This window comes from Curtobacterium flaccumfaciens, assembly GCF_013359815.1.
GTDB classification, from domain to species: domain Bacteria; phylum Actinomycetota; class Actinomycetes; order Actinomycetales; family Microbacteriaceae; genus Curtobacterium; species Curtobacterium flaccumfaciens.
In genome coordinates this window covers 1-24,679 of sequence record NZ_JABMCF010000029.1, presented here as the reverse complement: position 1 = coordinate 24,679, position 24,679 = coordinate 1, and the positions used below count along the sequence as shown (strand labels likewise).

20 protein-coding genes are annotated in these 24,679 nt (G+C 71.2%); 11 read left to right on the top strand and 9 right to left on the bottom strand.

All coding sequences use genetic code 11. From position 1 onward, the window contains the following. The first annotated feature begins 78 nt into the window (after positions 1-78). Both HP445_RS01665 and HP445_RS01660 read left to right on the top strand, forming a co-directional pair. Positions 79-672 carry a MarR family winged helix-turn-helix transcriptional regulator gene (locus tag HP445_RS01665; RefSeq protein ID WP_128781388.1) on the top strand — a complete coding sequence of 198 codons (594 nt, stop codon included), beginning with the start codon at positions 79-81 and terminating at the stop codon, positions 670-672. Continuing rightward, complete coding sequence (locus HP445_RS01660; RefSeq protein ID WP_128781389.1) at positions 669-1,589, top strand: NmrA family NAD(P)-binding protein; 921 nt, start codon at positions 669-671, stop codon at positions 1,587-1,589. The genes HP445_RS01665 and HP445_RS01660 overlap by 4 nt, the downstream gene beginning before the upstream one ends. On the opposite strand, the gene HP445_RS01655 is transcribed toward HP445_RS01660, so the two are convergent. The 3 genes from HP445_RS01655 to HP445_RS01645 all read right to left on the bottom strand — a co-directional run bounded on the left by HP445_RS01655 (position 1,558) and on the right by HP445_RS01645 (position 7,964). Continuing rightward, a complete protein-coding gene (locus tag HP445_RS01655) occupies positions 1,558-1,899 on the bottom strand; it encodes a hypothetical protein (RefSeq protein ID WP_128781390.1) in 342 nt (113 codons plus the stop codon). The two genes, HP445_RS01660 and HP445_RS01655, sit on opposite strands and share 32 nt — an antisense overlap. Positions 1,900-2,076: 177 nt before the next feature. After that, positions 2,077-2,433, bottom strand: coding sequence for a nuclear transport factor 2 family protein (locus HP445_RS01650; protein ID WP_241660467.1), 357 nt, complete (start codon positions 2,431-2,433; stop codon positions 2,077-2,079). A 59-nt stretch (positions 2,434-2,492) separates the two neighbouring features. Then, a complete protein-coding gene (locus HP445_RS01645) occupies positions 2,493-7,964 on the bottom strand; it encodes a discoidin domain-containing protein (protein WP_128781391.1) in 5,472 nt (1,823 codons plus the stop codon). Between the two features lie 151 nt (positions 7,965-8,115). Here HP445_RS01645 and HP445_RS01640 point away from each other — a divergent pair, with 151 nt between their 5' ends. Continuing rightward, complete coding sequence (locus HP445_RS01640) at positions 8,116-9,270, top strand: low temperature requirement protein A (protein ID WP_175330765.1); 1,155 nt, start codon at positions 8,116-8,118, stop codon at positions 9,268-9,270. A gap of 76 nt (positions 9,271-9,346) precedes the next feature. Here HP445_RS01640 and HP445_RS01635 read toward each other — a convergent pair whose 3' ends face one another. After that, positions 9,347-11,176: a BCCT family transporter gene (locus HP445_RS01635; RefSeq protein ID WP_241660468.1), complete on the bottom strand. Its 1,830-nt coding sequence runs from the start codon at positions 11,174-11,176 to the stop codon at positions 9,347-9,349. Positions 11,177-11,229: 53 nt separating this feature from the next. Next, positions 11,230-11,514 (bottom strand): YrhK family protein, encoded by a 285-nt coding sequence (locus tag HP445_RS01630; RefSeq protein WP_110864816.1) that lies wholly within the window; start codon positions 11,512-11,514, stop codon positions 11,230-11,232. A gap of 256 nt (positions 11,515-11,770) precedes the next feature. On the opposite strand from HP445_RS01630, the gene HP445_RS01625 reads away from it, so the two are divergent. The 4 genes from HP445_RS01625 to HP445_RS01610 are packed head-to-tail and all read left to right on the top strand — an operon-like array spanning position 11,771 to position 17,471. Beyond that, positions 11,771-13,042 carry an ABC transporter substrate-binding protein gene (locus tag HP445_RS01625; RefSeq protein WP_128781392.1) on the top strand — a complete coding sequence of 424 codons (1,272 nt, stop codon included), beginning with the start codon at positions 11,771-11,773 and terminating at the stop codon, positions 13,040-13,042. Between the two features lie 25 nt (positions 13,043-13,067). Next, positions 13,068-14,039 (top strand): carbohydrate ABC transporter permease, encoded by a 972-nt coding sequence (locus HP445_RS01620; RefSeq protein WP_111087471.1) that lies wholly within the window; start codon positions 13,068-13,070, stop codon positions 14,037-14,039. Continuing rightward, entirely contained in the window at positions 14,036-14,947 is a 912-nt protein-coding gene (locus HP445_RS01615; RefSeq protein WP_128781393.1) for a carbohydrate ABC transporter permease, read from the top strand. The genes HP445_RS01620 and HP445_RS01615 overlap by 4 nt, the downstream gene beginning before the upstream one ends. Positions 14,948-14,957: 10 nt before the next feature. Then, entirely contained in the window at positions 14,958-17,471 is a 2,514-nt protein-coding gene (locus tag HP445_RS01610) for a glycoside hydrolase family 31 protein (protein WP_128781394.1), read from the top strand. A 70-nt stretch (positions 17,472-17,541) separates the two neighbouring features. Here HP445_RS01610 and HP445_RS01605 read toward each other — a convergent pair whose 3' ends face one another. From HP445_RS01605 to HP445_RS01590, 4 genes are read right to left on the bottom strand one after another with little or no spacing between them, the layout of a single operon-like run. Then, positions 17,542-18,588 (bottom strand): LacI family DNA-binding transcriptional regulator, encoded by a 1,047-nt coding sequence (locus tag HP445_RS01605; protein ID WP_111033100.1) that lies wholly within the window; start codon positions 18,586-18,588, stop codon positions 17,542-17,544. 54 nt (positions 18,589-18,642) lie between these two features. Next, positions 18,643-19,356: a GAF and ANTAR domain-containing protein gene (locus HP445_RS01600; protein ID WP_071405801.1), complete on the bottom strand. Its 714-nt coding sequence runs from the start codon at positions 19,354-19,356 to the stop codon at positions 18,643-18,645. Further along, the gene (locus HP445_RS01595) at positions 19,353-20,066 is read right to left on the bottom strand and encodes a GAF and ANTAR domain-containing protein (protein ID WP_111054343.1); all 714 of its coding nucleotides are present in this window, start codon (positions 20,064-20,066) and stop codon (positions 19,353-19,355) included. Before HP445_RS01595 ends, HP445_RS01600 begins: the two co-directional genes overlap by 4 nt. Then, complete coding sequence (locus tag HP445_RS01590; protein WP_128781395.1) at positions 20,059-20,847, bottom strand: helix-turn-helix domain-containing protein; 789 nt, start codon at positions 20,845-20,847, stop codon at positions 20,059-20,061. Before HP445_RS01590 ends, HP445_RS01595 begins: the two co-directional genes overlap by 8 nt. A 182-nt stretch (positions 20,848-21,029) precedes the next feature. Here HP445_RS01590 and HP445_RS01585 point away from each other — a divergent pair, with 182 nt between their 5' ends. The 4 genes from HP445_RS01585 to HP445_RS01570 all read left to right on the top strand — a co-directional run bounded on the left by HP445_RS01585 (position 21,030) and on the right by HP445_RS01570 (position 23,869). Continuing rightward, entirely contained in the window at positions 21,030-21,362 is a 333-nt protein-coding gene (locus HP445_RS01585; protein WP_164941251.1) for a hypothetical protein, read from the top strand. Further along, positions 21,356-22,399, top strand: a complete 1,044-nt coding sequence (locus HP445_RS01580; protein WP_164941252.1) for an AraC family transcriptional regulator — start codon at positions 21,356-21,358, stop codon at positions 22,397-22,399. Before HP445_RS01585 ends, HP445_RS01580 begins: the two co-directional genes overlap by 7 nt. A gap of 134 nt (positions 22,400-22,533) precedes the next feature. Then, positions 22,534-23,643, top strand: a complete 1,110-nt coding sequence (locus HP445_RS01575; protein ID WP_128781397.1) for a fatty acid desaturase family protein — start codon at positions 22,534-22,536, stop codon at positions 23,641-23,643. A 4-nt stretch (positions 23,644-23,647) separates the two neighbouring features. Further along, positions 23,648-23,869, top strand: coding sequence for a cold-shock protein (locus HP445_RS01570; RefSeq protein WP_306789659.1), 222 nt, complete (start codon positions 23,648-23,650; stop codon positions 23,867-23,869). Positions 23,870-24,679 lie beyond the last annotated feature (810 nt).

Here is a 24,679-nt window from a genome sequence, read left to right as displayed (position 1 = left end):
TCGGCGTCGTGACGGCTGTCCGTCTTGATCGCAGATGATCTTTGCACAAGACGATCTTGTTCCGGTACGGTCTCCGGTATGGACAGTCCGACGCCGACCGATGCACTCCCCGAGATCGACTGGGGTGCCGAGGGCATCGAATCCGAACTCGGGTGGGCGCTGCCGCTGGCGCTCCAGGGCTTCACACGGCTGGGCAGTGAGGCGGTCGCCGACGTGCCGGGGGGTCCCCGTGGCTACCAGGTGCTCGTCGCGACCACCACCGAGGAGCCGTCGTCGCAACTCGGGCTCGCGCAGCGCCTCGGGATCGACAAGACCCAGATGACCTACATCGTCGACGCGCTCGAGGCGGGCGGGTTCGTCGAACGTCGCCCCGCCCCGACGGACCGGCGGGTCCGGCAGGTCCACCCCACCGACGCCGGGCGTGCCCTGCTCGCCCGGACGCGGTCCGCCCTGCGCGGCGCCGAGGACGTGCTCATGCGGCACCTCGACGACGACGAGCAGACGACGCTGCGCCGGCTGCTGGCCCGCGTCGCGCTCACCGCCGGGCTCGGCCCCGCCGGGCCGGACCAGGCAGACCCCACGTTCCAGCACCCCCTCGCCGTCCCGGAGCGATCCCGACGGCGCACCGCGACGACCACGTCGACCACCACTGCAGTGAGGCCCCGCCCATGACCACCACCATCCTCGTCGCCGGCGCCACCGGCGACCTCGGGCACCGCATCGTCCGCGAGCTCACCCAGCACGACGTGCGGGTCCGGGTCCTCACCCGGCCCGGCAGCAGGACCGCCGGAGAGCGCTTCGGCGACGACCCCCGTGTCGACGTCGTCGCCGCCGAGTACGGCGACCACGAGGCCCTGACCCGGGCCGTCAGCGGCGCCGACGTCGTGGTCTCCGCCGTGAGCGGGACCCGCCCTGTGATCGTCGACGCCCAGCGCGCGCTGCTCGCGGCGACCGTGGCGGCGGGCGTCCGGCGGTTCATCCCGTCCGACTACTCGGCTGACTACCGGCGGATCACACCCGGCACCAACCGCAACTTCGAGCTGCGGCGCGAGTTCGCCGCCGACCTCGATGCGGCCCCGGTGCAGGCGACCTCGATCCTGACCGGCATGTTCACCGACCTGCTGACCGGCGAGGCCCCGATGATCCTGTCCGGCCGTCGGCTCGTGCTGTTCTGGTCGTCGGCGGACCAGGTGCTCGACTTCACCACGAAGGACGACGTCGCCCGCGTCACGGCCCTCGCCGCCCTGGACGACGATGCTCCGCGGGTGATCGAGATGGCGGGCGACCAGGTCACCGCACGCGACGTCGCACGCACCATGAGCGAGCTGACGGGGGAGCGCTTCCGGCTGCAGTGGGCCGGCACCACCGGCACCCTGTCCGCGATGAGCGCCGTCGGCCGGCGCCTGTCGAAGGACCCGGACGAGACGTTCCCGGCCTGGCAGGGGATGCAGTACTTCGTGAGCATGTTCAGCGGGCAGGCGCAGCTGCACCACGTCGACAACGACCGCTACGGCGTGCAGTCGTGGACGAGTGTCCGTGACGTGCTCCGCGCACACCTCAGCGGACAGGGCCACCCGGCGACGGACTGACGGGCGCGGTGTGCGGTCGTCGGCGGCGGAGCAGGAACGCGAGCCCGACGACGACGACCGGCACCAGCGCGAGCGCGGCGAGCCAGACGAGGACGTCCCACTCCGGCGAGAGCGGCACTCCGAGCGTGCTCGACGAGGTCCGCCAGATCTGGTCGCCGGGCCCCTCGTGCTCGTCCATCCCCGTGACCGGGAACAGCAGTGCCGTCACGACCGCCCAGCCCACCAGTACCGCGACGGCGATCAGCGTCCACGGACGCGGATTCGCCCACCCCACCGCTCGTTCCACCGTGTGCTCCGTCCTGCCTGCCATCGGTGGGTCAACCATGCCGTACGACGGACCGGACCGGTGTCTCGATCAGGCAACGAATCGGCCGTGCCGACAGGCGGACTGGAGGCCCGGTGCCAGCTGGCACCGGGCCTCCCGTCCGTCAGCCGCTCGCGGTGACCGCATCGCTCACGCCCGATCGCCACCGCCTGCGGGCGGTGGTCAGGCGGTCAGCAGCGTGTAGACCTTCGCGATGACGTCGCCCTCGATGAAGCAGATGTCCATGCCGGACACGACGGGCGGTGCTCCCTCGGGGCCGAAGTGCAAGGCGAGGTACCCCATCCCGTGGTTCTCGTAGACCGGGCCGGCCGGCGAGAACACGAACCCGGGGGCGTCGTCGAGCAGGCGCTGCGCCTTGGCGTGCAGGGCGTCGTGGCCGGTGACGACCTCGTCGGGGTCCAGGAACTCAACGTCCGGGGCGTAGGTCCGCTCTATCGCGGCGCGGCGGCGCTCGGGGTCCCGTTCCCCGAACACCTCGAACAGGTTGGCGTGCATGAGCGATTCGAGCGGTTGCGACATCGTGTCTCCGTCGGTTGTCGGCTGTTCGGTCGAGTGTGCGTGAAGCGGGGGCGTCAGCGCTACCGGATCTCGAGGTCGTACAGCGAGTAGCCGTACGGGGTCGCCCGTTCGACACCGTGCACGCGGACGTACCGCCACGAGCCGTCCAGGGCGTGCCGGTCGGTCCCGCCGTCACCGTCGGTCTCGGCGGCGAGCGTCGTCCACCCGTCGTCGCCCGCGTTCCGCGCCTCGATCCGGTAGGAGCGTCCGAAGGCGTCCTCCCAGCGGAGCACCGCGCCGTGCAGGCGGTGCGGTGCGCCGAGGTCGACGGCGAGCCACTGGTCGTCGGTGTGCCCGCTCGCCCAGCGCGATCCCGGGTCGCCGTCCACGGCGTTCCGTGCGGGGACGCCGTCCCCCTCGTCGGCCGATGACGACACGGTCGCCCGTCGTGCCAGGTCCGGCGTCGGTTCGCCCTGCGTCGAGGTGACGCGGAGGTCCCAGAGGGAGACGCCGAACGCGGTGTGCCGGCGGTCCGCGACGACCCGGACCCAGCGGCCGGTGACGTCGTCGCCCTCCAGCCGGTGGATCACGTCGCCGCCGGTCCCGTGGGCTTCTTCCGCGACGGTCCGCCAGGGGGCGTCTTCGTCGTCGCGGACCTGGACGCGGTAGGCCTCGGCCCACGCGGCCTCCCAGTCGAGCTGCACCTGGTCGATCGGCACGACCTGCCGGAGGTCGACCGCCAACCACTCACCGTCGCGTGCTGCGCTCGCCCACCGGGTCCGGGCGTCGCCGTCCACCGCATTGCCGCCGGACAGGTCGCCGCGCTCGTCCGACGAGGTGGTGACGGGCTTGCCGGCGGCCACGTCGCGAGCGCGGGCGGGTGCCGTTCCGTCGTCGTCGTCACCGTCGGTCGCCTCGCCGAGGGTCGTGACGGTGGCCGTCCCGGATGCTCCCGGCACGGTGGCCGTGACCGTCGCGGTCACACCGCCCTCGGCCGCTGCGGTGACGACACCGTCCGGGTCGACCCCGCCGCCACCGTCGACGGTCCACTCCGGATGGTCCGCGGCGAGCCGCCCGCCGAACCCGTCGTGGTCGAACCCGTAGGCCACCATCCGGACCGTGTCACCGGTGCGGACGGTCGCGGTGCGCGGCGCGACGAGCACGTCCTCGACGTCGACGGTCGAGGCCGCCGGGGTGCCGGACACGTGCACCTCCCAGATGGAGTAGCCGTACCCGGTGAGGCGGTCGGTCAGGTGCAGGCGCACGAACCGGGCGGTCTCGCCCACGGCCACCGTGTCCGCGTCGGCGGTGGTCTTGTCGACGGTCCGCACGTCGCGCCAGGGGTCGTCGGCGGTGTCCCGGACCTGCAGCACGTACCGTGCGGCGGCGGCGTTCTCCCAGTCCACCCGCACGGTGTCGACGTCGGTCAGCCGCCCGAGGTCGATCGTGTAGTCGACCTCGTCCACACCGTGCGCGCTCTCCCACCGGGTGCTGCGATCCCCGTCGACGGCCTTCCCGGCGACGTTCCCGCCGTCCGAGGAGCTCGCGTCGACGTCGGCACCCGCTGCGGCGTCGGGGATCGACGTCACCGAGGCGACGACCGCCGAGCCCTCGACACCGCCACCGGTCGCGACGACGTACCCGGAGCCCGCGGCGGTGGTCGTCACGGTGCCGTCGTTCCCGGCGCTTCCGGCACCGGTGTACGACCAGGTGACGTCGGCGGGCAGGGCCGCCGGGTCGCCGTACTGGTCGTGGCCGGCGGCACGGAACCGCTGTGGCGTCCCGACGACGAGCCGGTCGAAGCCGGGCGTGACGTCGAACCCGGTGAGGACCGGTGCCGGTGCGACCCGGAAGGCGTACGACCCGTGCACGCCGCCGATCGTGGCGGTGACGGTCGCCCGCTCCGCGCGCTCCGATGCACGGTGGACGCCGTCGGCGCTGATCGTGCCGGTGTCGGTCGACCAGGTGACGTCGTCCAGCGCGACGGTGGCGCCGTACTGGTCGTAGCCGGTGGCGGTGAAGGTCGTGGTCGCACCGGGGACGATCGTCTTCGGGGCTCCCGGGGCGCTGACGACCACCTCGGTGAGCCGCGCGTCCAGGTGCGAGGTGATCTGCGTCTGCGCCGGGACCGCGATCTGGCCGATCACCTCGGTGCCCTCGTAGACGTCGTACGTGTGCTGCACGGTGTCGGGGTTGTCGAGCACGTAGCTGATCGTGCCGTCCGGTGCGCGGAACACCTGGCTGAGCGGGTCCGAGGTGTGCCGGTCGGTGACCTCGGTGCCGACGGTCCGGTTCGACATCGCCTGGTGGTAGACGAGGCCGGCCATCGACTGTCCGGTCACGGCCGGGTCGTCGGCCGCCCACAGTGCGGCGTGCACGTCGGCGTAGGTGTCCGGGTCGTACTGCCCGAGGAACCCGAGCACGACGTTGCCGAGGGCGTCACCCATGCCGCTGAACACCCGCGCGGCGTGCTCGGTGTCCTCGCCCGGGGTGTGGTCGGTGAGGTCGACGCCGTACAGCTGGTCGATGGTCGCGGTGTCGGCGCGGAAGTCGTCCACCAGGAACGGCATCAGCGGGGACGGCGTCGGCCAGTCCTGGGGCTTCCGGTCGGCGGTGGGACCGTCGAGCTCAGTGGGCACCAGCGAGTCGGGCAGGTTCTCCGGGGTCCAGTACCGGTCCGGGAACACCACCCGTCCGTCGTCCTCCACGCTCACCAGCAGGGTGTCGGTGGCCGGGTCGTACAGGGGGTTCGCAGCGGTTCGTCGGGTGATGTACCCGGGGTGGTTCGTCTCGACCGCGCGGATCGCGTCCTGCAGCTCACCGATCGCGGCCGGGCGGTCGCGGGTGATCTTCACGTCGCCGTAGCTGCCGACGCCCCACCACTTCTTCGTGAGCATCTGGATGCGTGCCGCGTTGCCGTCGGTGACGCCGGCCTGCCCGATGGACTCCGGGCGGGCGACCATCATCTCGCGCATCAGGGCCTTCGAGAAGCCCGGGTCCCAGCCGAAGTAGTCGAACCACGGGGCGATCGGCATCCACTGGATGCCGGAGATCCAGGCGGGGTCGCCGGAGAAGTACGTCGCGTGGGCCTGCCCGGAGTCGAACAGGATCCCCGCCTGCCCGTGCTCGTACTCGTCCGGGAACGCGCCGTTGCCGTCGTACGACGCCGAGGCGGGGTTGCCGCGGACGTTCTGCCAGTAGTCGCGGACGGCGGCCCGCTCGGTGACGTACTGCACGGCACCGGCGGCCTGCATCTCGTCGTCGCCGAGGACCGAGCCGAGCAGGAAGAGCCCCGCCTCGGACTGGATCGCCTCGGACGACGACTCCTGGTTGTTGCCGCCGGGTGACGACACGCCACCGGCGTTCGACCGGCCCTCCCAGACGCCGAACGTGCGCATGTGCGGGAACCGGGCGTCGTCGCGGTCCCAGTTCGCGTACTGCTTCGCGACGAGTGTCGCCATGCCCTGGTACTTCGCGACCCACTCGTGGTCGACCCGGCCGAGCATGGCGGTCGCGACGGCGAAGTACCCGTAGTGGAAGTGGTTGTCGTTGAACTGGGCCGACCCGTACGAGTCGGCGAACCCGATCAGGGCCTTCCACGTCGGGTACATCGCGAAGAAGTGCTCCGCTTCGCCGTCCGTGTACGTGTACCAGTCGGTCAGGGCGCGCTCGAGGGTGTCCTGCAGCGTCCGGGCGTCCTCGGTGGCACCGATCTGCCGCGCGATCGTCATGTACTCGGCGAGCTGCAGGACGTCCTTGCCGCCCCAGTAGGTGTCCCCGCCGTACGTCGTCTTCGCGGCGTACTCGTGCAGGTACTCGCGCATGACCTCCTCGGAGTACGGGTCGTCGCCGACCGCCTCGGGCGTGGCACCGATCGGTGTGATGCCCGTGAACGCGTAGTCCAGGGTCCAGCCGTCGTGGCCGACGGTGGTCCGCATGGTGCCGCGCGGGGTCTCGTAGGTGGCGCCGGTGAAGCGCAGGTTCGTGGTGGCGTCGGCGTACTGGTGCTGCAGCCAGCCCTGCACGGTGTCGTGGTTGTCGCCCTGCAGCGTGTCGGTACGGATCGACCACTGCTGGCGGACGTTCGCCGCCGCCGGGTCGTACGAGTACGTCATCGTCGTGTCGCGGGGGACCGCGAACGCGGTGCGGTGCAGGTCGTCGAGGGACAGCCCCTGCTCGGGTACCGCGCTGAGCACCAGGTAGGGCGTGCCGGACGAGGCCTCCAGCGCGTTGCCGACACGGGTGAAGGTCGTCCCGTCGGGGGCGTGCACGCCGAAGACGTGGCCGTCCTGGCGGATCTCGAACCGGTCCGTCGTCACCGGCAGGTCGAGCGGTTCGCCGTCTCCGTCGGTGATCTCGGCACCGTCCTGCAGGGTGAGGCGCGGGGTCATGCCGTGGAACTCGAACCACTCGTACGGCGAACCCTGCACGCTCGTGACGTCCATGTACTGCCCGCCCGGGCCGTCCTGCGGCATCCGCCAGCTGACGTTCCAGTCGCCCCAGCGGAGCACATCGGCCTGCTTCGCCCGGAACGTGGTCGCGAAGCGGTCGGCGAGACCGTCCGGGGCGTCGGTGAGCAGGACCTGGTCGACCAGCACGTGTGCCCACCCCGCCCGCAGGTCGTCGACGATCCGCAGCTGCGCGGACTGCCCTCGGTGGGCGGAGACGTCCCAGCTGTCCCAGCGCAGCTGCTCGCTGTCCGTCCCGGTGCTGCTCGCCACGACGTCGCCGTCGACCAGGAGCTGCACGGCTTCGTGGTCGGGGTGCCGGCCACCGCCGACCAGGAACGCCAGGGTCGAACGGTCGATCGTGAACGCTGGCGACGTGAGCGTGCCGGTCGCGCCGTCGCCGTCCTCGTCGCTGAACGAGTTCAGGAAGCGTCCGCCGAGCCACCCGGAGACCGCGCTCTGCCCGGCGGCCGTCCCGGTGGCGGTGGCGGTGAAGGCGTCACCGGTCGCGGTCCAGCCGTCGGGCAGGCCGTCCTCGAAGTCGGCGAGGGTGCGGTCGCTCGCGTCGGGGGTCGGCTCCACCGTCCCGCCCACCGTCACGGGGGACTCCAGGCGCATCGCCGTGCCGTCGTTGTTCCACCGCGTCGGGATCGTGAGCTTCGTGCCTGCGGCACTGTTCGACGAGACGAACGGGTACGCCCACATGTCGCCGGAGTACTTGCTGACCAGCAGGTCCGTCCACCACTGGTTCGTCGGCACCGGCTCGCCGGCCTTCGACGGGTCGATGTACAGCCGCTGGTCCAGCGTCTTCCGCACGTCGGCGATGTCCGTGATCTCGTCCGGCGGGGCCGGCGCGTAGGAGCCGGAACCCACCTGCACGCCGTCCGCGGCCGGACCGACGCGGGACGAGCCTCCAGGCTGTTCCTGCGGTGCGGCCACCGCAGCGGTCGGATCGGCCGGTGAGCGCGGGGTGTCCGAGGTCGCGGCGTGCGCCGGGGTGACGGCGAACGCCAGCAGCGTGGCGGCGGTCAGTGCGCCGGCGGTGGCGCTGACGGCCGCTCGGCGGAACGACCTGGGACGGACGGCGGGACGCGGTGAGGTCACCGGGACTCCTGTCGGAGGGGTTCGGCCGGACACGACGTCCACGGCCGAGACGGGCTGGGTCTGGTGGTGCGGGGCCTGCACCCGGACAGATCGGCAGGGCCGGTCCCGCCGTCAGTGGTCCGCGTTCTGGGGATGCCCTACCGTTGGCCCCATGCCGACCATCGGACTGCGCCGGATGGTGCCGCGTGACCCCGATCAGCGACACCGCGCCGCGAGCCCGCTGGAGCTCCTGTTCGACCTGGTGTTCGTCGTCGCGGTGGGTTTCGCCGCGACGAACCTGCACGAGATCGAGCTCGAGGGACACGTCACCTCCGCCGTCCTGGCCTACGGGCTGGTGTTCTTCTCGATCTGGTGGGCGTGGATGAACTTCACCTGGTTCGCCACGTCGTTCGACACCGACGACTGGCTCTACCGGGTGATGACCTTCGTGCAGATGGCCGGGGTGCTCGTCCTTGCCGCCGGGGTGCACGCGGCCATGGTCGAGAACGACTTCACGATCGGCGTCATCGGCTACGTCGTCATGCGGCTGGCCCTGGTCGCGCAGTGGATCCGCGCCGCCGCGTCCTCCACCCGCTACCGCAGGACCGCCGTCCTGCACGCGGTCGGCATCACGGTCGTGCAGGTGCTCTGGGTCGTCTCCCTGGCCCTGCCCGACGACGTCTGGTCGTACGCGGCACCGCTCCTCGTGCTCGCCGAGCTGTCGGTGCCGATCTGGGCGCAGACCTCGACGGGGACGGCCCCGTGGCACACCCGGCACCTGGCCGAGCGGTTCTCCCTGTTCACCCTCATCGTCCTGGGCGAGGGGCTGGTGGCCTCGGCCGGCGCGGTGATCGATGCCCTCGCGCACACCGAGCACCTCGGAGCCCTGCTGGCGCTCGCCGGGTGCGCGCTGGCGATCACCGTCGGCATGTGGTGGATTTACTTCTCCCGCGAGCAGCACGCACACATCCGCTCGCTGCCCACCGCGCTCGTGTTCGGCTACGGCCACTACTTCGTCTTCGCCGCCGCCGGTGCCCTGCCCGCCGGCATCGAGGTCGCGGTCAGCGCCGACGCCGGACACGTCGCGCTGTCGTCCGCCTCGGTCGCCGCGACCGTCGCGGTGCCGGTCGCGGTGTTCGTGCTGTCGATCTGGGCGCTCGCGATCCGGCCGTCGCTGTCGGCACGGGCCAACGCCGTCGTGGTGGCCCTGGTCCTCGTCGTCCTCGCGTCGATCGCGGTGCCCGCGGTGTCGCTGCCGGTCACGGCGCTCGCCGTGGTGGCGGTCGTCGTGACCCTCGAGATCGCGTCCGCACGGACCGACACCTGACGCACTGACGGACGGGAGGCGCGGTGCCAGCTGGCACCGCGCCTCCCGTCCGTCAGGTGGTCGCGTCGACCGCCCGTCAGCGCTCCGGCTGCTCCGTCGCGGGCCCGTCGTCCGCTGCCGGTCGCGCGTCGAGGCTCGGGTCGACCGCCGGGTCAGCCGAGACCGACTCGGGCCGCACCGGGAAGTCGTCGAGCGCGCCCGCGCCCACCGTCGGGGCCGCGGTTCCACGGCCGCCGCGCACACGATTCTTCACCGCGGCCCACGGACGGCCGAGGCCGGACCGTGCCGGACGCTCGGTCGGTGCCTCGACCTCGAGGCCGTAGTAGGCGCCGACGTGCTCGAGCAACACCTCGCGCTCGGCCTTGTCGTAGGCACGGCGCTCACGGGTGAAGGCGATGATCGTCGACCAACAGGTGAGCAGCAGCACGATGCTGAACGGCAACGCGGTCGTGATCGCCGCCGTCTTCAGGGCGTTCAGTCCACCGCTGAGCAGCAGGGCGACGGCGAGCAGTGCAGCGACACCGGCGAAGAAGACCCGCAGCCAGTTCTTCGGCTCGATGTCACCACCCGACGCGATCATCGCCATCACGAGCGACCCGGAGTCCGACGAGGTCACGAAGAACACGCCGATGAGCAGGATCGCGCCGTAGGTCAGGACCATGCCGGCGGGCAGGTCGCCGAGGACCGCGAACAGCGAGCCCTCGATGTCGACCGACCCGTCCGAGCCGATCAGGCCACCCGAGCCGTCGGTCTGGCGGTGGATCGCGGTGCCACCGAGGACGGCGAACCACAGGAACGTGAGCGCGGTCGGCACGAGCAGGACACCGAACACGAACTGGCGGACCGTGCGGCCCTTGGAGATGCGGGCGATGAAGACACCGACGAACGGCGCCCACGACATCCACCAGCCCCAGTAGAAGGTGGTCCAGGCGCCCTGCCAGGCCTCGCCCTCGGCGCCCTGCTGCGCGGTGACGTTGAACGACAGGCCGACGATGTTCTGCAGGTAGGAGCCGATCGACTGCACGAAATCACGCAGCAGGAACTGCGTCGGGCCGACGATGAGCACGAACAGCAGCAGTGCGGCGGCGAGCAGCAGGTTGAAGTTCGACAGGATCTTCATGCCCTTGGTCACGCCGGTGACGAGCGAGACGATCGTGACGGCGGTGATCACCGCGATGATCGCGATCTGGCTGACGATGCTGCTGTCGGCGATGCCGGCGCTCTCGAGTCCGGCACCGATCTGGATGACGCCGAGGCCGAGCGAGGTCGCGACGCCGAACAGCGTGCCGACCAGGGCGATGACGTCGATCAGGTTGCCCCAGCCGCCGCGGACGCGGTTGCCGAGCAGCGGTTCGAGGGCCCAGCGGATCGACACCGGGCGACCCCGACGGTGGATCGCGTACGCCAGGGCCAGGCCGAGGACGACGTAGATCGCCCACGCGTGCAGGCCCCAGTGCAGGAACGTCTGGGTCAGCGCCTGCTGCGCGAGCTCCTTCTCGGTGCCGGTGACGCCGGGGCGCGGGGACGCGAAGTGGCTGAGGGGCTCGGAGACGCCGTAGAACACGAGACCGATGCCCATGCCGGCGGCGAAGAGCAGTGCGAACCAGGAACCGGTCGAGAACTCGGGCTCGTCCTGGTCCTTGCCGAGCTTGATGTCACCGAAGCGGCTGAAGCCGACGAACAGCGAGAAGCCGACGAAGAACGCGGCGATCAGCACGTAGTACCAGCTGAAGTTCTTGACGATCCCGTCCTGCAGACCGAGGAACAGCGCCTCGGCGGTCGAGGGGGAGATCAAGGTGAACGCCACGAACCCCAGCACGATGACGGCGGCGGGCCAGAACACCCACCGCCGCAACTGCGGTGTCGTGGTCACGGGTCCGGGCAGGGGAGGAGTGGTGCTTGCCATCCCTCCATGGTGCCTGCCCGCGTTCCTGTGTGTTCGCCCAGGCGTGTCGTGGTTCAGAAATCGCGCGCGGACTCCGTGGGGTTCCCCCGGCCGACCCGGGCGAGGTGGAGCCTCCGTGACAGCCGGATGACGGGACGGATGAGCAGCTGGATGCTCCCGATCAGGAACAGCCAGGTGCCGGCCGTCGTGGTGGTCTCGGAGAAGAAGAGGACGCTGCCGACGATGAACCAGAGCGCCACCATCACGTCGTTGATGATGCTGATCGTCTCGTAGACCCCGCGGATGCGGAGCTCCTCGTGCCCCACCCGGAGTGCGATGTCCCGTTCGTCCTCAGCCATCAGACGATCCTGCCAGCTCCGTGCCGTGTCGTCCCGGTGGGCGGCGGCGCGCGGCCGTGGACGCGCTGCGCGGCGACGGGAGGCGCGGGGCGGGCTGGCACCGTACCTCCTGTCCGTAGGATGCACCGACTACTGCCACATGCGATTACAACGTTGACGTACGCTTTACAGCGCTGTAAACAGGAGCCTGCGCGACGATGCGCGACGAGGGAGAGACCCGATGGTGGGAAGCAGGACCGCAACACTCCAGGCGGCGGTGAGCCGGCGGGGGTTCCTCGCGGGCGCGGCCGGTGGCATCGCACTCGGCACGATGGCGCTCGCCGGGTGCGCGACCCCGGGGCGTGCCGCCGGTGGTGCCACGACGCTCCGCTTCTACGAACAGAAGCAGGAGGTCATCGCGTACTTCGACAAGCTGCTGCGGCGGTTCGAGGGGGAGCACACCGGCTTGTCGGTCGTGCACGACAGCACGGCGGCCATCGCCCCGCAGTTCGTCCGCGGCGAACCGGCGGACGTCGGGTGCTTCAACGACAACCTCGAGCTGGCGCGGTACATCTCACGCGGCGTGCTGAGCGACCTCAGCGACCTGCCCTCGGCGGCGCGGGTCCGACCGGACATCGACACCCTGACGAACCAGTACGCGAAGTTCGAGGACCGCACGAGCGTGCTGCCGTACTCGCTCGCGGCGGCCGGGGTGATCTACAACAAGCGCATCTTCGCCGAGCACGACCTGCCGGTCCCGACGACGTGGGACGAGTTCGTCGAGGTCTGTCGGACCCTGCAGAAGGCCGGCGTCACGCCGATCTACGCCACCGACCGGGACACCTGGACGCTCTGGCAGGGCCTGTTCGACTACTCGGTGGGCAGCCTCGTCGACACCGGCTCGTTCTTCCGCAAGATGAAGGCCCTCGGCGCCGACGTCGGCCCGGACTCCGAGGTGTCGTTCGAGAAGGACTTCGCGGTGCCGATGGAGCGGGCGAAGACCATCTCGTCGTTCTTCAACCGTGACCACGCCACCCGGGCCTACGCCGACGGCAACCTGGCGTTCGGCAAGGGCGAGGCCGCGATGTACCTGCAGGGCCCGTGGGCGCTCGGGCAGATCGCGCTGATCGACGACAAGCTGCCCGTCGGCACCTTCGCCCTGCCGGTGTCGAACGACCCGGCCGACCGCAAGGCCCGGGTCAACATCGACCTCGGGCTCTGGATCCCCACGGCGTCCGAGCACCCGGAGCAGGCGAAGGAGCTCGTCGAGTTCCTCATGCAGCCCGAGGTCATCGACGCATACAACCGCGACAACCTGGCGTACTCGCCCCGCATCGACGCACCCCCGCAGCAGGACGAGCGTCTCGCCGGTCTGCAGCAGTACGTCGACGACGCCGCGTTCTACCAGGGCGCCGGCACCTTCATCCCCACGTCGATCCCGCTCGGCAACTACCTGCAGTCGGCGATCCGGAGCGGGGACTTCACCTCGATGCTGCAGCGGCTCGACTCGGACTGGCGGCGGCTCGCCGGCCGTTCCGCGACGGTCTGAGCCGGACCAGGACACAGGAGTCACCATGACCATGCAGACCCCGCTCTCCCGCGACACCGACCCGGAGACCTCCGGACCGGCGACCGACGCAGCCCGCACGCACCGGCGTGTGGGTTCCCGCGGTGTCGGTTCACTCAGCCGCACCGAGGGCATGTACTACCTGTTCCTCGTGCCGGCCCTCGTGCTGTTCACGGCGTTCGTCGTCGCCCCCGCCTGCGTCGGCGTCTTCTACAGCTTCACCGACTACCTCGGGTTCGGGCAGTGGGACTTCATCGGCGTCGAGAACTACAAGGCGCTCGTCTCCGACCCGGCGATCCTGGCGTCGTACGGCTTCACGCTCGGCTTCGCGGCCGTCACCGTCGTCGTCACGCAGGTCGTCGCGCTGTCCCTGGCGATCGCCCTGGCGAAGAAGATCCGGTTCGCCGCCGGGTTGCGGTCGGTGTTCGTCATCCCGATGGTGATCTCGGGGATCATCGTCGCCTACGTGTTCAACTTCCTGTTCTCGAACACCGTGCCGGCCCTGGCCACGAGCGTCGGCTTCGGCCCGCTCGAGCAGAGCATCCTCGGCGACCCGAACCTCGCCTGGCTCGCGATCGTGATCGTGTCCGCCTGGCAGACCGTGCCCGGCGCGCTCCTCATCTACACGGCGGGACTGACGTCCATCCCCGAGGAGCTGTACGAGGCCAGTGCGCTCGACGGCGCGACCGGCTGGAAGCAGCTCCGCTCGATCACGCTCCCGCTGCTCGGTGGCTTCATCGTCATCAACACCGTGCTCGGTGTGAAGGGCTACCTCGGCGCCTACGACGTGATCGTCGGTCTGACCAACGGCGGCCCCGGCAGCGCGACGAGCAGCGTCGCGATGACCATCTTCGGCGGCTTCACCGGCGGTGACTACGCCTACCAGATGGCGAACGCGACCGTGTTCTTCATCATCACCGTCCTCATCTCCGTGCTGCAGCTCGCGGCGACCCGCGGAAGGAACCTGCGACTCGCATGACCGCCATCGACACACGACCCCCGACCGACACCCGCGCCGTGACCACCGGCGGCGGCGGACGTTCCGGTCGCGGCCACCGCCGACGACTGGGCGGCACGAACTGGACGCTGACGGTGGTCCTCGGCCTCGCGTCGCTGACCGTGCTCGTCCCGCTGTACGTGACGCTCTCGATGGCGTTCAAGACGACCGAGCAGTCCGTCGACGGCAACGCGCTCTCGCTGCCGTTCCCGTTCAACCCGGGCTCGTTCGCCGAGGCCTGGCAGTTGACCCGGTTCCCGGTGTCCTTCTCGGTGTCGCTGGGCGTCGCGGCGCTCACCGTCGTCGCGACGCTGCTGCTCAGCTCGTTCGCCTCGTACGCGATCGTCCGGAACTGGCACAAGCGGTTCTTCCGGTACTCGTTCGTCTACCTGCTCGCGGCGATGTTCCTGCCGTTCCCGGTGGTGGCGCTGCCGCAGATCAAGTTGACCGCCGAGATCGGCCTCGACAACCCGATCGGCGTCGGGATCCTGCACGCCATGTTCCAACTGTCGTTCAGCGTGCTGCTCTACTCGGCGTACCTGCGGTCGATCCCGGTCGAACTCGAGGAGAGCGCCCGCATCGACGGGGCGTCCACGTGGCAGATCTTCTGGCGGATCATCCTGCCGCTCCTCGGCCCGATGAACGCGACGGTCGGCATCTTCGCGTTCCTGGCATCGTGGAACGACTTCATGATGCCGTCGCTCATCACGGCGGATCCGGGGTTGCAGACCCTGCCCGTGGTGCAGAACATCTTCCAGAGTCAGTTCGGCACCAACTACAACGTCGCCTTCGCCTCGTACCTGATGGCGATGGCGCCCACGATCATCGTCTACCTGTTCGCGCAGCGCTGGGTCATCAGCGGCGTGACGCAGGGCGCGGTCAAGAGCTGAGAGGCACCACGTGAGCAGCAGCACCACCGGCAGCAGCACGACCGGCACCACCGGCACCACCGGCGCCGTCCTGCCCACCATCCGTCCGTTCCCGGGGTCGGACCCGGTCGCCGACCCCGCAGCCGTCGTCACCGGCGACCACTGGCGCATCACCGTGCTCGACGCCGGGGCCTTCCGCATCGAGTGGAGCGACGACGGCGGGTTCGAGGACCGCGCATCGACCTTCGCGATGCGCCGCCGCCTGCCCGTGCCGGCGTTCACCGTGGAGCGGACGGCCGTCGCCGACGGCACCGGCACCGCCGCCGGCGTCGTCGTCACCACGGACCGCGCCCGCCTGCGTTACGACGGCCGTCCCTTCAGCCCGAGCGGCCTGGTCGTCGAGACCACCGGCCCGGACGCCAACCGCTGGCGCTGGGGGCAGGAGCCGCGCGACCTCGGCGGCACCGGCCGCACCCTCGACGACGTCGACGGCCGGATGCGGCTCGAGCCGGGGATCCTGACCCGCGACGGCATCACCGCGCTCGACGACAGCGAGTCGTTCCTGTTCGCCGACGACGGCTGGATCGGCACGCGGGTCCCCGGGCGCCGCGACGTCACGGTCTTCGCGTACGGCCGCGACTACGACGCCGCGCTCCGCACGTACCACGCCGTCTCCGGGCCGCCCTCGCGGATGCCGCGGTGGGCACTCGGCAACTGGTGGAGCCGGTACCACCCGTACAGCGACACCTCGTACCTCGAGCTGCTGGACCGCTTCGCCGACGAACACCTGCCGTTCTCGGTCGCCGTCATCGACATGGACTGGCACCGGGTGGACTCGGTCCCGCCGCGCTTCGGCAACGGCTGGACGGGGTACTCCTGGGAGCCGTCGCTGTTCCCGGACCCCGAGGCGTTCCTCGCCGAACTCCACCGCCGGGGGATGCGCACGACGCTGAACCTGCACCCGGCCGACGGCGTGCGGGCGTTCGAGGACGCCTACCCCGCGGTGGCCCGGGCGATGGGCGTCGATCCGGAGACCGAGCAGCCGATCCCGTTCGACCCGACGGACCGGCGGTTCCTGCAGGCCTACTTCGAGCAGCTGCACCGTCCGCTCGAGGAACAGGGCGTCGACTTCTGGTGGATCGACTGGCAGCAGGGTCGTGAGACCGGGTTGCCCGGGGTCGATCCGCTGTGGCTGCTCAACCACTTCCACCTGCTCGACTCGGCGCGACACGCGCCGTCGGGCGGAGACGCAACCGGCGACACGACCGCGGACACCGAAACCGACACCGACACAACCGCAGTCCCGGCCCCCGTCGACGGCATGACCTTCTCGCGCTACGCCGGGCCCGGCAGCCACCGGTACGCCGTCGGGTTCTCCGGCGACGCCGTCGTGTCGTGGGCGTCCCTGGCGTTCCAGCCCGAGTTCACCGCCACCGCCGCGAACATCGGCTACCCCTGGTGGAGCCACGACATCGGCGGCCACACCCGGGGCGTCCGCGACGACGAGCTCGCCACCCGCTGGGTGCAGTTCGGGGTGTTCTCGCCGATCATGCGCCTGCACTCCGCGAACAACCCCTTCATCCGCAAGGAGCCGTGGGCGTTCCCCGCCGAGGCGCGCGCCGCGATGGGCGAGGCACTCCGCTTCCGCCACCGCCTGGTGCCGTACCTGCACACGATGAACCACGGCACCGCCGAGGGCACCGCGTTGGTCCGGCCGCTCTACCACCTGGAGCCGCGCCGCGACGAGGCGTACCGGGTGCCGAACACCTACGCGTTCGGCTCGGAGCTGCTCGTCGCCCCGATCGTCGCGCCGCGCGACCCGGTCAGCCGGCACGGGGTCGCCCGGGCCTGGCTGCCGCCGGGCACCTGGACCGACGTCTTCACCGGCACGGTGTACGTGGGCGACCGCTTCGTCGACCTGCACCGCACGCTCGACACGGTGCCGGTCCTGCTGCGCGCCGGTGGGATCCTGCCGCTCGCGGCGGCCGACCAGCTCGACGCCACCGTGAACCCGACGGCGTTCGAGGTCCTCGTCGCGCCGGGTGCGGCGGGTGACTTCACCCTGGTCGAGGACCACGAGGGCGAGGGCAGCCGCACCGCCCGGACCCGCCTGACCTGGGATCCCGAGCACGCCGAGTTCCGGGTGCACGCCACCACCGGAGCCCTCGACGTCGTCCCCGCCCACCGCGACTGGCGTATCACGTTCCTCGCCGCACCGGCCGACGGGCAACCGACGTCGGCACGCTCGGCCGACCGGTTCTCGGTCGACGTGTCCGTCGACTCGGCAGCGGGCGGATCAGTCACGCTGGTCGGCGCTCCGGTCGTCGGTGTCGACGCGCGGGAGGCCGTGCGGCGGGTCCTCGAGGGCGCGCAGGCCGGCAACCCGGAGAAGCTCGAGGCGTGGGAGGTCGTGGGGAAGGACCTGCCGCGTGCGGACCGCATCGTCGAGCTCGGCACCGTCGGGCTGCCCGACGCCGTGCGGGACGTCGTCGTCGAGCTGCTCGGCAGCGTGCACCCGGGGGAGTCGGCTCCCGCAGGTCGCTGACGGCACGCGACGGGGCGACAGGCGGACGGGAGGCCCGTGGCGGCGCCGCCACGGGCCTCCCGTCCGCCGTTCACGCGCCCTGGTGCGCCGCCCGGTCGGACGTGCCGTCCGCGTACGGCGCGCTCTCGCCGACGAGCAGGCGGTGGCCGACCGTGACCAGTCGGCCGGGCACGTCGGAGCCGTCCATCCGCTCGACCAGCAGGTCGAGCGCGGTGTCGGCGAGGGCGACCGTGTCGGGCGCGACGGAGGTCAGGCTCGGCACCAGGCTCGACCCGAGGCCGACCGCGTCCCACCCGACGACGGCGACGTCGCCGGGGGCGTCCAGGCCGCGCAGGCGCATCGCCCGGAGCGCCCCGAGTGCGGCCAGGTCGTCGCGGCAGAGCAGACCGTCCACGCGGAGTCCGGCGTCGAGCGCGGCGCCGAAGGCGACCTCGGCGCCGGCGGCGTCACCGACCTCGCGGGGGACCAGCAGCGCGTCGTCGAGCGACAGGCCCGCGGCGACGAGTCCGGCGCGGTAGCCGTCCAGACGCAGTCCGGACGTGCGCGACGACGGGCCGGTCTCGTGCCCGAAGAACCCGATGCGGCGGCAGCCGAGCGCCACGAGGTGCGCGACGGCCTCGGTGGCAGCCCCGGCGTTGTCGATGACGACCTGGTCGGCGTGCGGGGGCCGGACGTCCTCGCCGAGGAACACCACGGCGGTGTCCCCGCGGATCCGGTCGATCGCCTCGGGCGTGAGCACCTGCGGGTGGATCACGACCCCGTCGACCACACCGGCCTCGCGTCCCCGTACCGCTGAGCGTTCACCGTCGGGGTCGCCGCCGGTCTCCTCGAGCAGGAGCTGGTAGCCGCGGTCGGCGCACACCCGGGAGAACACGTGGGCCAGTTCGGCGAAGTACGGACGCCGCAGGTCGGGGAACGCGAAGGCGAGCATGTTCGAGCGTCCGGTCGCCAGGGACCGGCCCGAGACGTTCGGGCGGTACCCGAGCTCGTCGATAGCGGCCTGCACCCGGCTGCGCATCGGGTCGCTGACGTGCTGGTAGCCACGGACGACGTTGGACACGGTCTTCATCGAGACGCCTGCGTGCGCGGCGACGTCCTGCAGCGTGACCTTGCCCATCCGCTCACCGTAGCGGGCGGAGGGGCACCGGACCCGGCGGACCGGCCGGGCTCGTCAGGGGACGAGTCGGCGCTGCACGATCGCGCGGGCGACCTCGGAGAGCGGCTCGTGGTGCTCGAGCGCGTACCCACGGATCACCGCGAAGGCGTCCTCGATCGAGACGCCGCGCAGGTACGACACGACGCCCTTGGCCTGCTCGATGACCTCGCGCGACCCGATGGTCCGCTGCAGCTGCGCGCGGACGACCTCGTGCTCGCGCAGGGAGCGTTCGTGCAGGATGCCGATCGTCGCAACGTCCGCCAGGGCCCGGGCGACGCGCAGGTCCGACTCCGCGAGGGCACCGACGCCGGCACCGAACAGGTTGAGCGTGCCGATGACGTTGCTCCCCAGCCGGAGCGGGACGGCGTGCACGGACCGGAACCCGAGCGCGAGCGCACCCGTGCGGAACATCGCCCACTCCGCCGGGGCGACCTCGATGTCCGGGCACGTCACGACCCGTCCGGTCGCGAACGAGGTCATGCAGGGGCCGGCCTCGGCGTCGAGCTGCAGCACCTCGACGAGACGGGTCGCCTCCGATGTCGAGGCGACGACCTCGAGCTCCTGGTCGTCGTTCGCCAGCAGGATGCCCGCGGCGTCGATGCCGAGCACGTCGGCGCACGTCTCGACCAGGGTCTGCAGCAGTTCCACGACGTCGTAGGCGTCCACCAGGGTGTCGGCGAGCGACGTGAACGTCTCGAGGATCCGGGCTTCTCGGCCTGCCGTCGTCACTGGACCTCCTCGATCAGGTCGCCTCGCTTCTCGAACCGGACCGTGCCGTCGAGGATCTCCTCCGCCACCCGCCGCATCGTCGTCCGGCGGGCGAAGGCGTGGCCCTGCAGCAGCAGGTAGGCGTCCTCGGGGCTGATGTCGAGCTGCGCGAGCACGACCCCGGTGGCCTGGTGCACCACGCGCCGCGACGACGGGCTCCGATCGAGCAGGGCGTCGTCCTCGTCCGCGATGGAGCGGAGGGCTCGGCGCAGGACCCGGCGGCTGACGGCCGAAGCGAGGGTCATGGCCTGCCGCACGGTGTCGTCCTCGATCGTCGCGGGCTCCGGCACGTACACGTCAATCGCGCCGAGCGGGAACGGCCCGAAGGCGACCGGGAACGCGAAGACCGCGCCGACGGGTTCGCTCCGGACGGCATCGTTGAAGGCGGGCCACGCGGCGTTCGGACGCTGCACGAGATCCGTCTCCAGCACTGGAGCATCGGTCGCGAGCGCGGTCCAGCACGGTCCCTCGGACAGGTCGAGCTGGATCTCGTCGATCCGGGTGGCGACCTCGTCGGTCGCGGACACGGTCTCGCTCGGGCACAGGTCACCGAAGGTCGAGATCGAGACACCACCCATCGGCAGCGCGAGCGCGAACGGCCGACTGAGTTCGTCGTCGGCGATCTCCGCCGACCGGAGCGCACGGAGTGCACGCTCGAATGCGTCATCCATGGGCGCCTTCCCTGCCGTCTCTCGATCCTACGCGCTGGGCGGTGTCGGACGATCCGGACGGCGCAGGCGTGTTCGGCGGTGGGCCGGCGCGCCAGGCCGGGAGCTCTGCAGGAGGGTAGGACCCCTGCTCGTCCTGCACCCGGAGCATCGCGTCGAGGGCGACGAGGTTCACGCCCGGGGTCTCCCGCACCGCCGTCCGCACCGCGTTGCCGAGCAGGAACGCCATCAGGTCCTCGCTGCCGCCGTCCGGCCGGTAGTCCCGCCAGGGACCGGCCCCCGCTCGCTGCAGCGCACCGGCGAGCACCGCCTTCGCGTCGTCGACGTCCACCTCGCAGTCCAGCACCAGCCGGAAGCGCCGCTGGTTCCGGTCAGACAGGCTCGGAGCGCCGTCCTCGTCGTCCTCGGGCACGAAGGACCGCAGTGCCGACGACGGCGCGATGCCGTACGCCGCACGGAACGCCGCAGCCATCCGGCCCGCGTTGCTGAACTGCCACCGCTCGGCGATCTCGGCGATGGTCCGCCGGTCCGTCGCGCCGGACGCTGCCTGCAGGTCGCGACGGACCCCCTCCAGGCGCACGGCGCGCAGGAAGGCTCCCGGGGACTGCCCGATCTCGGCCTGGAACCGCTTCTGCAGGCTCCGCGGCGACAGCTGCACGGCCGCGGCGACATCGGCGACGGTGACGTGGGTCGCAGCCTGCTCGTGGACGAACCGCATCGCATCCCGGACTGCACGCGAGAGTCGGGGCGGGCCGTCCTGGGTCGCGCTGCTCCCGTCGCTCATGCGCCGACCGTACGGGACCCGGCGATGGCGCGCTCCCAGGGCTCCGATCGAGGCCACGAATGATCCACCTTGCGCGGTACGAAGTCAACCCCTGACATGACCGGAATCGTCCTGCCGATACTGAAAGTGTCTCGCGCACTGCGGTGGAGCAGTGCGCCACATCGAACCGGCAGGGAGGCGAGATGGGACACCGCCAGGGATCCACGACCGTGACGACCGAGGCCGCCGTCTGGCAGCAGGTCGTCCACACCGACCGGATCCGGGCGCTCGCCGCGACGGACCCGACGGACATCCGGGTGCAGCCGGTCGATGCCGGGTGCTGGCGGGTCGTCGACGCCGCTGCTGCATGGGGGGACCCCGACATGCTCCTCGGCTTCATCGAGCGCACGGTGGACGGTTTCGACTGCACGCTCATGGCGACGCTGCACGAGCACGACCGGCGAGCGAGCCTGCAGGACGCCCGCGCCTGGTTCGAACACCGCTGCGGACAGCACCTCGACGAGGCGCCGTGCTGACCGCGGTGCACGGGACCGATGCCGCCCGGACCGTCACCGCGCGGATCGACGCCCAGCGTCGCCGCACCGAACGATCCGGCACCGACCGCACCTTCGCCGCACGCGTGCTCGCCCAGGCCGGGCACGGCCGTGACGTGCGCTTCGACGTCGAGGACGACGCCTTCCGGCTGCCGTTCCGGTTCCGCTACCGGACCCGCCGCGACGGTTGCGTGAGCCTCGTCACAGCGTCGGCGACCGCCGGCTTCTCCGGGGTCTTCGAGCCCCTCGACCGCATCGTCGTCGGGTGGTCGAGCACCGGCGGTGTCCGCATCGCCGTCGAGGACGGCGTCGTCCTCGAGACCCGACCCGGCACGCCCGTCCTGATGCCGACGTCCGGGGAGTTCTCCGTGCACGCCCCGAAGGGCACGCTGCAGCTCGTGAGCATCGACCGGTCGCTCGTCGACCAGGTGTGCTCGTCGCTGGGAGCAGCAGCGCCGGGGCTGCCGACCCGGGGTGCCGAGCCCGCCGTCGCGGCCCTCGAACACCTGCGCCGGTGCGTCGAACAGGTGGCGGTCACGGCGACGCGCGACGGCTTCACCTCGGGCACTCGGAGCGCCGCCCAGGTCGCGCTGGTCGAAGCCGTGGTCGGAGCCTTCGGCGAGCGGACATCCGCGGTCCTCCGCCGTGCGGTGACGCCGTCGACGGTCGAGCTCGCCGAGGCCTACCTCGACGGACACTGCGAGCGGATGCTGTGCCTCGCCGACATCTGCGACGCCGTGGGCGTGAGTCCGCGGACCCTGCAGACGGCCTTCATGCGGGAACACGGTGTCTCGCCGATGACGTTCCTGCTGCAGATGCGGCTCGACCGGGTGCGCGCGGCACTCGAGTCCAGCAGCCGGCACGAGACGAGTGTGAGCGAGGCCGCGATGGCCTGGGGCTTCCGGCACCTGGGGCGGTTCTCGGGCACGTACTTCCGTCGGTTCGGGGAGTACCCGGGGCAGACGTTGCGCGCATCGTCCGGCCGGTGCGCGGACGGTCCGGAGCGCCACGCGGGCTGAGTTCGTGCACTGCGCAACGTGTTCTGGACACCACGGTGAACACGCAAGTTCGGCCCCTAGGGTCGCCGCAAGCGCAATCGCGTGAACTCCCTCGAACCGGTTGAAGGACCGATCCGTACCGGAAGGCGGTCCACATGACCACCACTCCGCTCGCTCCGGGTTACACCCGCACTCGTCCCGCTACGGGGGCCCGCAAGGGCACCTCGACCTACTCCGCGCTCCTGGCGCAGGTGAAGGAGAACGGCCTCCTGCGCCGTCGTACCGGTTTCTACTGGGCACTGTTCGGCGCACTCGTCGGCAGCCTCGCCCTCGCCTGGGTCGCGTTCGCGTTCCTCGGCGACTCATGGTTCCAGCTGATCGTGGCCGGTGCGCTCGGCGTGCTGTTCACACAGTTCGCGTTCCTGTCGCACGAGGCCGCGCACCGTCAGGTGTTCGAGTCCCAGAAGTGGAACGACCGCGCTGGCCGCTGGCTCGGCACGTTCCTCGTGGGCCTCAGCTACTCGTGGTGGATGAACAAGCACACGCGCCACCACGGCAACCCGAACACCGTCGGCAAGGACCCGGACATCGCCCCCGACGGCATCCGGTTCCTGCCGGAGGACGCCGCCGCCGTCAAGGGTGGCGCGATGAAGACCTTCATGCGCTTCCAGGGGTGGCTCTTCTTCCCCCTCCTCACGCTCGAGGGCCTGAACCTGCACCGCTACGCCGTGATGTCGATCGTCACCGGCAACGGCACCAAGGCCGACAAGAAGCACCGCCTCATCGAGGGCGCACTACTCGTGGCGCGGTTCGCGATCTACCTGACGGTGGTGTTCTGGTTCCTGCCGTTCGGGATGGCGTGTGCGTTCCTCGGGGTGCAGCTGGCCGTGTTCGGCGTGATGATGGGTGCCTCGTTCGCCCCGAACCACAAGGGCATGCCGACGATCGCGCACGACGCGAAGGTCGACTTCTTCTCCCGCCAGGTGCGCACCTCACGCAACATCCGTGGCGGCTGGTGGGTGTCGTTCCTGATGGGTGGCCTGAACTACCAGGTCGAGCACCACCTGTTCCCGTCGATGCCGCGTCCGGCGCTGAAGCAGGCCCGCCTGCTCGTCCGTGAACACTGCGACACCCTCGACGTGCCGTACACCGAGACCACGTTGCTGCGTTCCTACGGCATCGTCGTCCGGTACCTCAACCGCGTCGGCCTCGCCGCCCGCGATCCCTTCGCGTGCCCCATGGTCGCGCAGCTGCGCATCCACTGACGCCGTGCTGACCGCCATGCCGACGGGCACCGTCAAGTGGTTCGACCACAGCAAGGGGTTCGGCTTCATCCACCCCGACGACGGGTCCCAAGACCTGTTCGCGCACTTCTCCAGCATCGTCGCGGCGACCGGCTCCCGGCCGCTCGCCCAGGACGACCACGTGCAGTACGAGATCGGGCCCGGCAAGAAGGGCCCGCAGGCGGACAACATCTCGATCATCCGCTGATCGGCACCACCACGAGCAACGCCCCGACCGGTCCGGTCGGGGCGTTGCTCGTTGCGCGCGTGCGGCCGCGGCCGACCGAGTCGGCCGTGGCCGCGGCGCGGCGGACCGAGTCGGCCGTGGCCGCGGCGCGGCGGACCGAGTCTCGTGCTGCCGGACACGTTGCGTGACCCGGCATCCGCAGGGTGTCCGCGGAACCGAGTCTCGGCAGGAGCCGCCGGCCCCGCGCACCACGAGACGGACGGGAGGCCCGGTGCCAGCTGGCACCGTCCCTCCCGGCACGGCCGTCGTGCCGCCTGCGCCCGGTTCATAGCTGCCGGCTGTGCTGTGTTTCGCGCTGAGCGACAGTCCACGCGGACGTGAGCCCGTGAGGTGTCGCCCAGCCCGTGACGACGGCGGCTGCCGGCCCGGCGTACGCACATGACGGACGGGAGGCCCGGTGCCAGCTGGCGCTGGGCCTCCCGTCCGTCGTGTGCGTACGTTCTTTCCCATCGCGCGCGCGGTGGTTCGCAAGAACGGGCGTACCTGGTCGAAAGAACCGACCAGGTACGCCCGTTTCCGCCAGGTACGCCCGGTTCCAGCAGGTACGCCCGGTTCGACCAGGTACGCCCGGTTCCGCCAGGTACGCCCGGTTCTGCTCGACGCACGTCGTGCGACGCAAGTCGGCCCGGGCCGCGCTGCTGCGTGGTCCGGGCCGATTGTGGTGGTGCGGGGTGTTACTTGATCTGTGCGGTGATGGTGGCGGTGCCGACGAGGAGGCCGCGCTTGACGGCGTCGGTGCCGAAGGTCTTGTTCAGCAGGCCGGCGGCGTCT

Coding starts and splice junctions, on each gene's coding strand:
- HP445_RS01665 (WP_128781388.1), top strand. CDS start 79: ATGGACAGTCCGACGCCGACCGATGCACTCCCCGAGATCGACTGGGGT.
- HP445_RS01660 (WP_128781389.1), top strand. CDS start 669: ATGACCACCACCATCCTCGTCGCCGGCGCCACCGGCGACCTCGGGCAC.
- HP445_RS01655 (WP_128781390.1), bottom strand. CDS start 1,899: ATGGCAGGCAGGACGGAGCACACGGTGGAACGAGCGGTGGGGTGGGCG.
- HP445_RS01650 (WP_241660467.1), bottom strand. CDS start 2,433: ATGTCGCAACCGCTCGAATCGCTCATGCACGCCAACCTGTTCGAGGTG.
- HP445_RS01640 (WP_175330765.1), top strand. CDS start 8,116: ATGCCGACCATCGGACTGCGCCGGATGGTGCCGCGTGACCCCGATCAG.
- HP445_RS01635 (WP_241660468.1), bottom strand. CDS start 11,176: ATGGCAAGCACCACTCCTCCCCTGCCCGGACCCGTGACCACGACACCG.
- HP445_RS01630 (WP_110864816.1), bottom strand. CDS start 11,514: ATGGCTGAGGACGAACGGGACATCGCACTCCGGGTGGGGCACGAGGAG.
- HP445_RS01620 (WP_111087471.1), top strand. CDS start 13,068: ATGACCATGCAGACCCCGCTCTCCCGCGACACCGACCCGGAGACCTCC.
- HP445_RS01615 (WP_128781393.1), top strand. CDS start 14,036: ATGACCGCCATCGACACACGACCCCCGACCGACACCCGCGCCGTGACC.
- HP445_RS01605 (WP_111033100.1), bottom strand. CDS start 18,588: ATGGGCAAGGTCACGCTGCAGGACGTCGCCGCGCACGCAGGCGTCTCG.
- HP445_RS01595 (WP_111054343.1), bottom strand. CDS start 20,066: ATGGATGACGCATTCGAGCGTGCACTCCGTGCGCTCCGGTCGGCGGAG.
- HP445_RS01590 (WP_128781395.1), bottom strand. CDS start 20,847: ATGAGCGACGGGAGCAGCGCGACCCAGGACGGCCCGCCCCGACTCTCG.
- HP445_RS01585 (WP_164941251.1), top strand. CDS start 21,030: ATGGGACACCGCCAGGGATCCACGACCGTGACGACCGAGGCCGCCGTC.
- HP445_RS01575 (WP_128781397.1), top strand. CDS start 22,534: ATGACCACCACTCCGCTCGCTCCGGGTTACACCCGCACTCGTCCCGCT.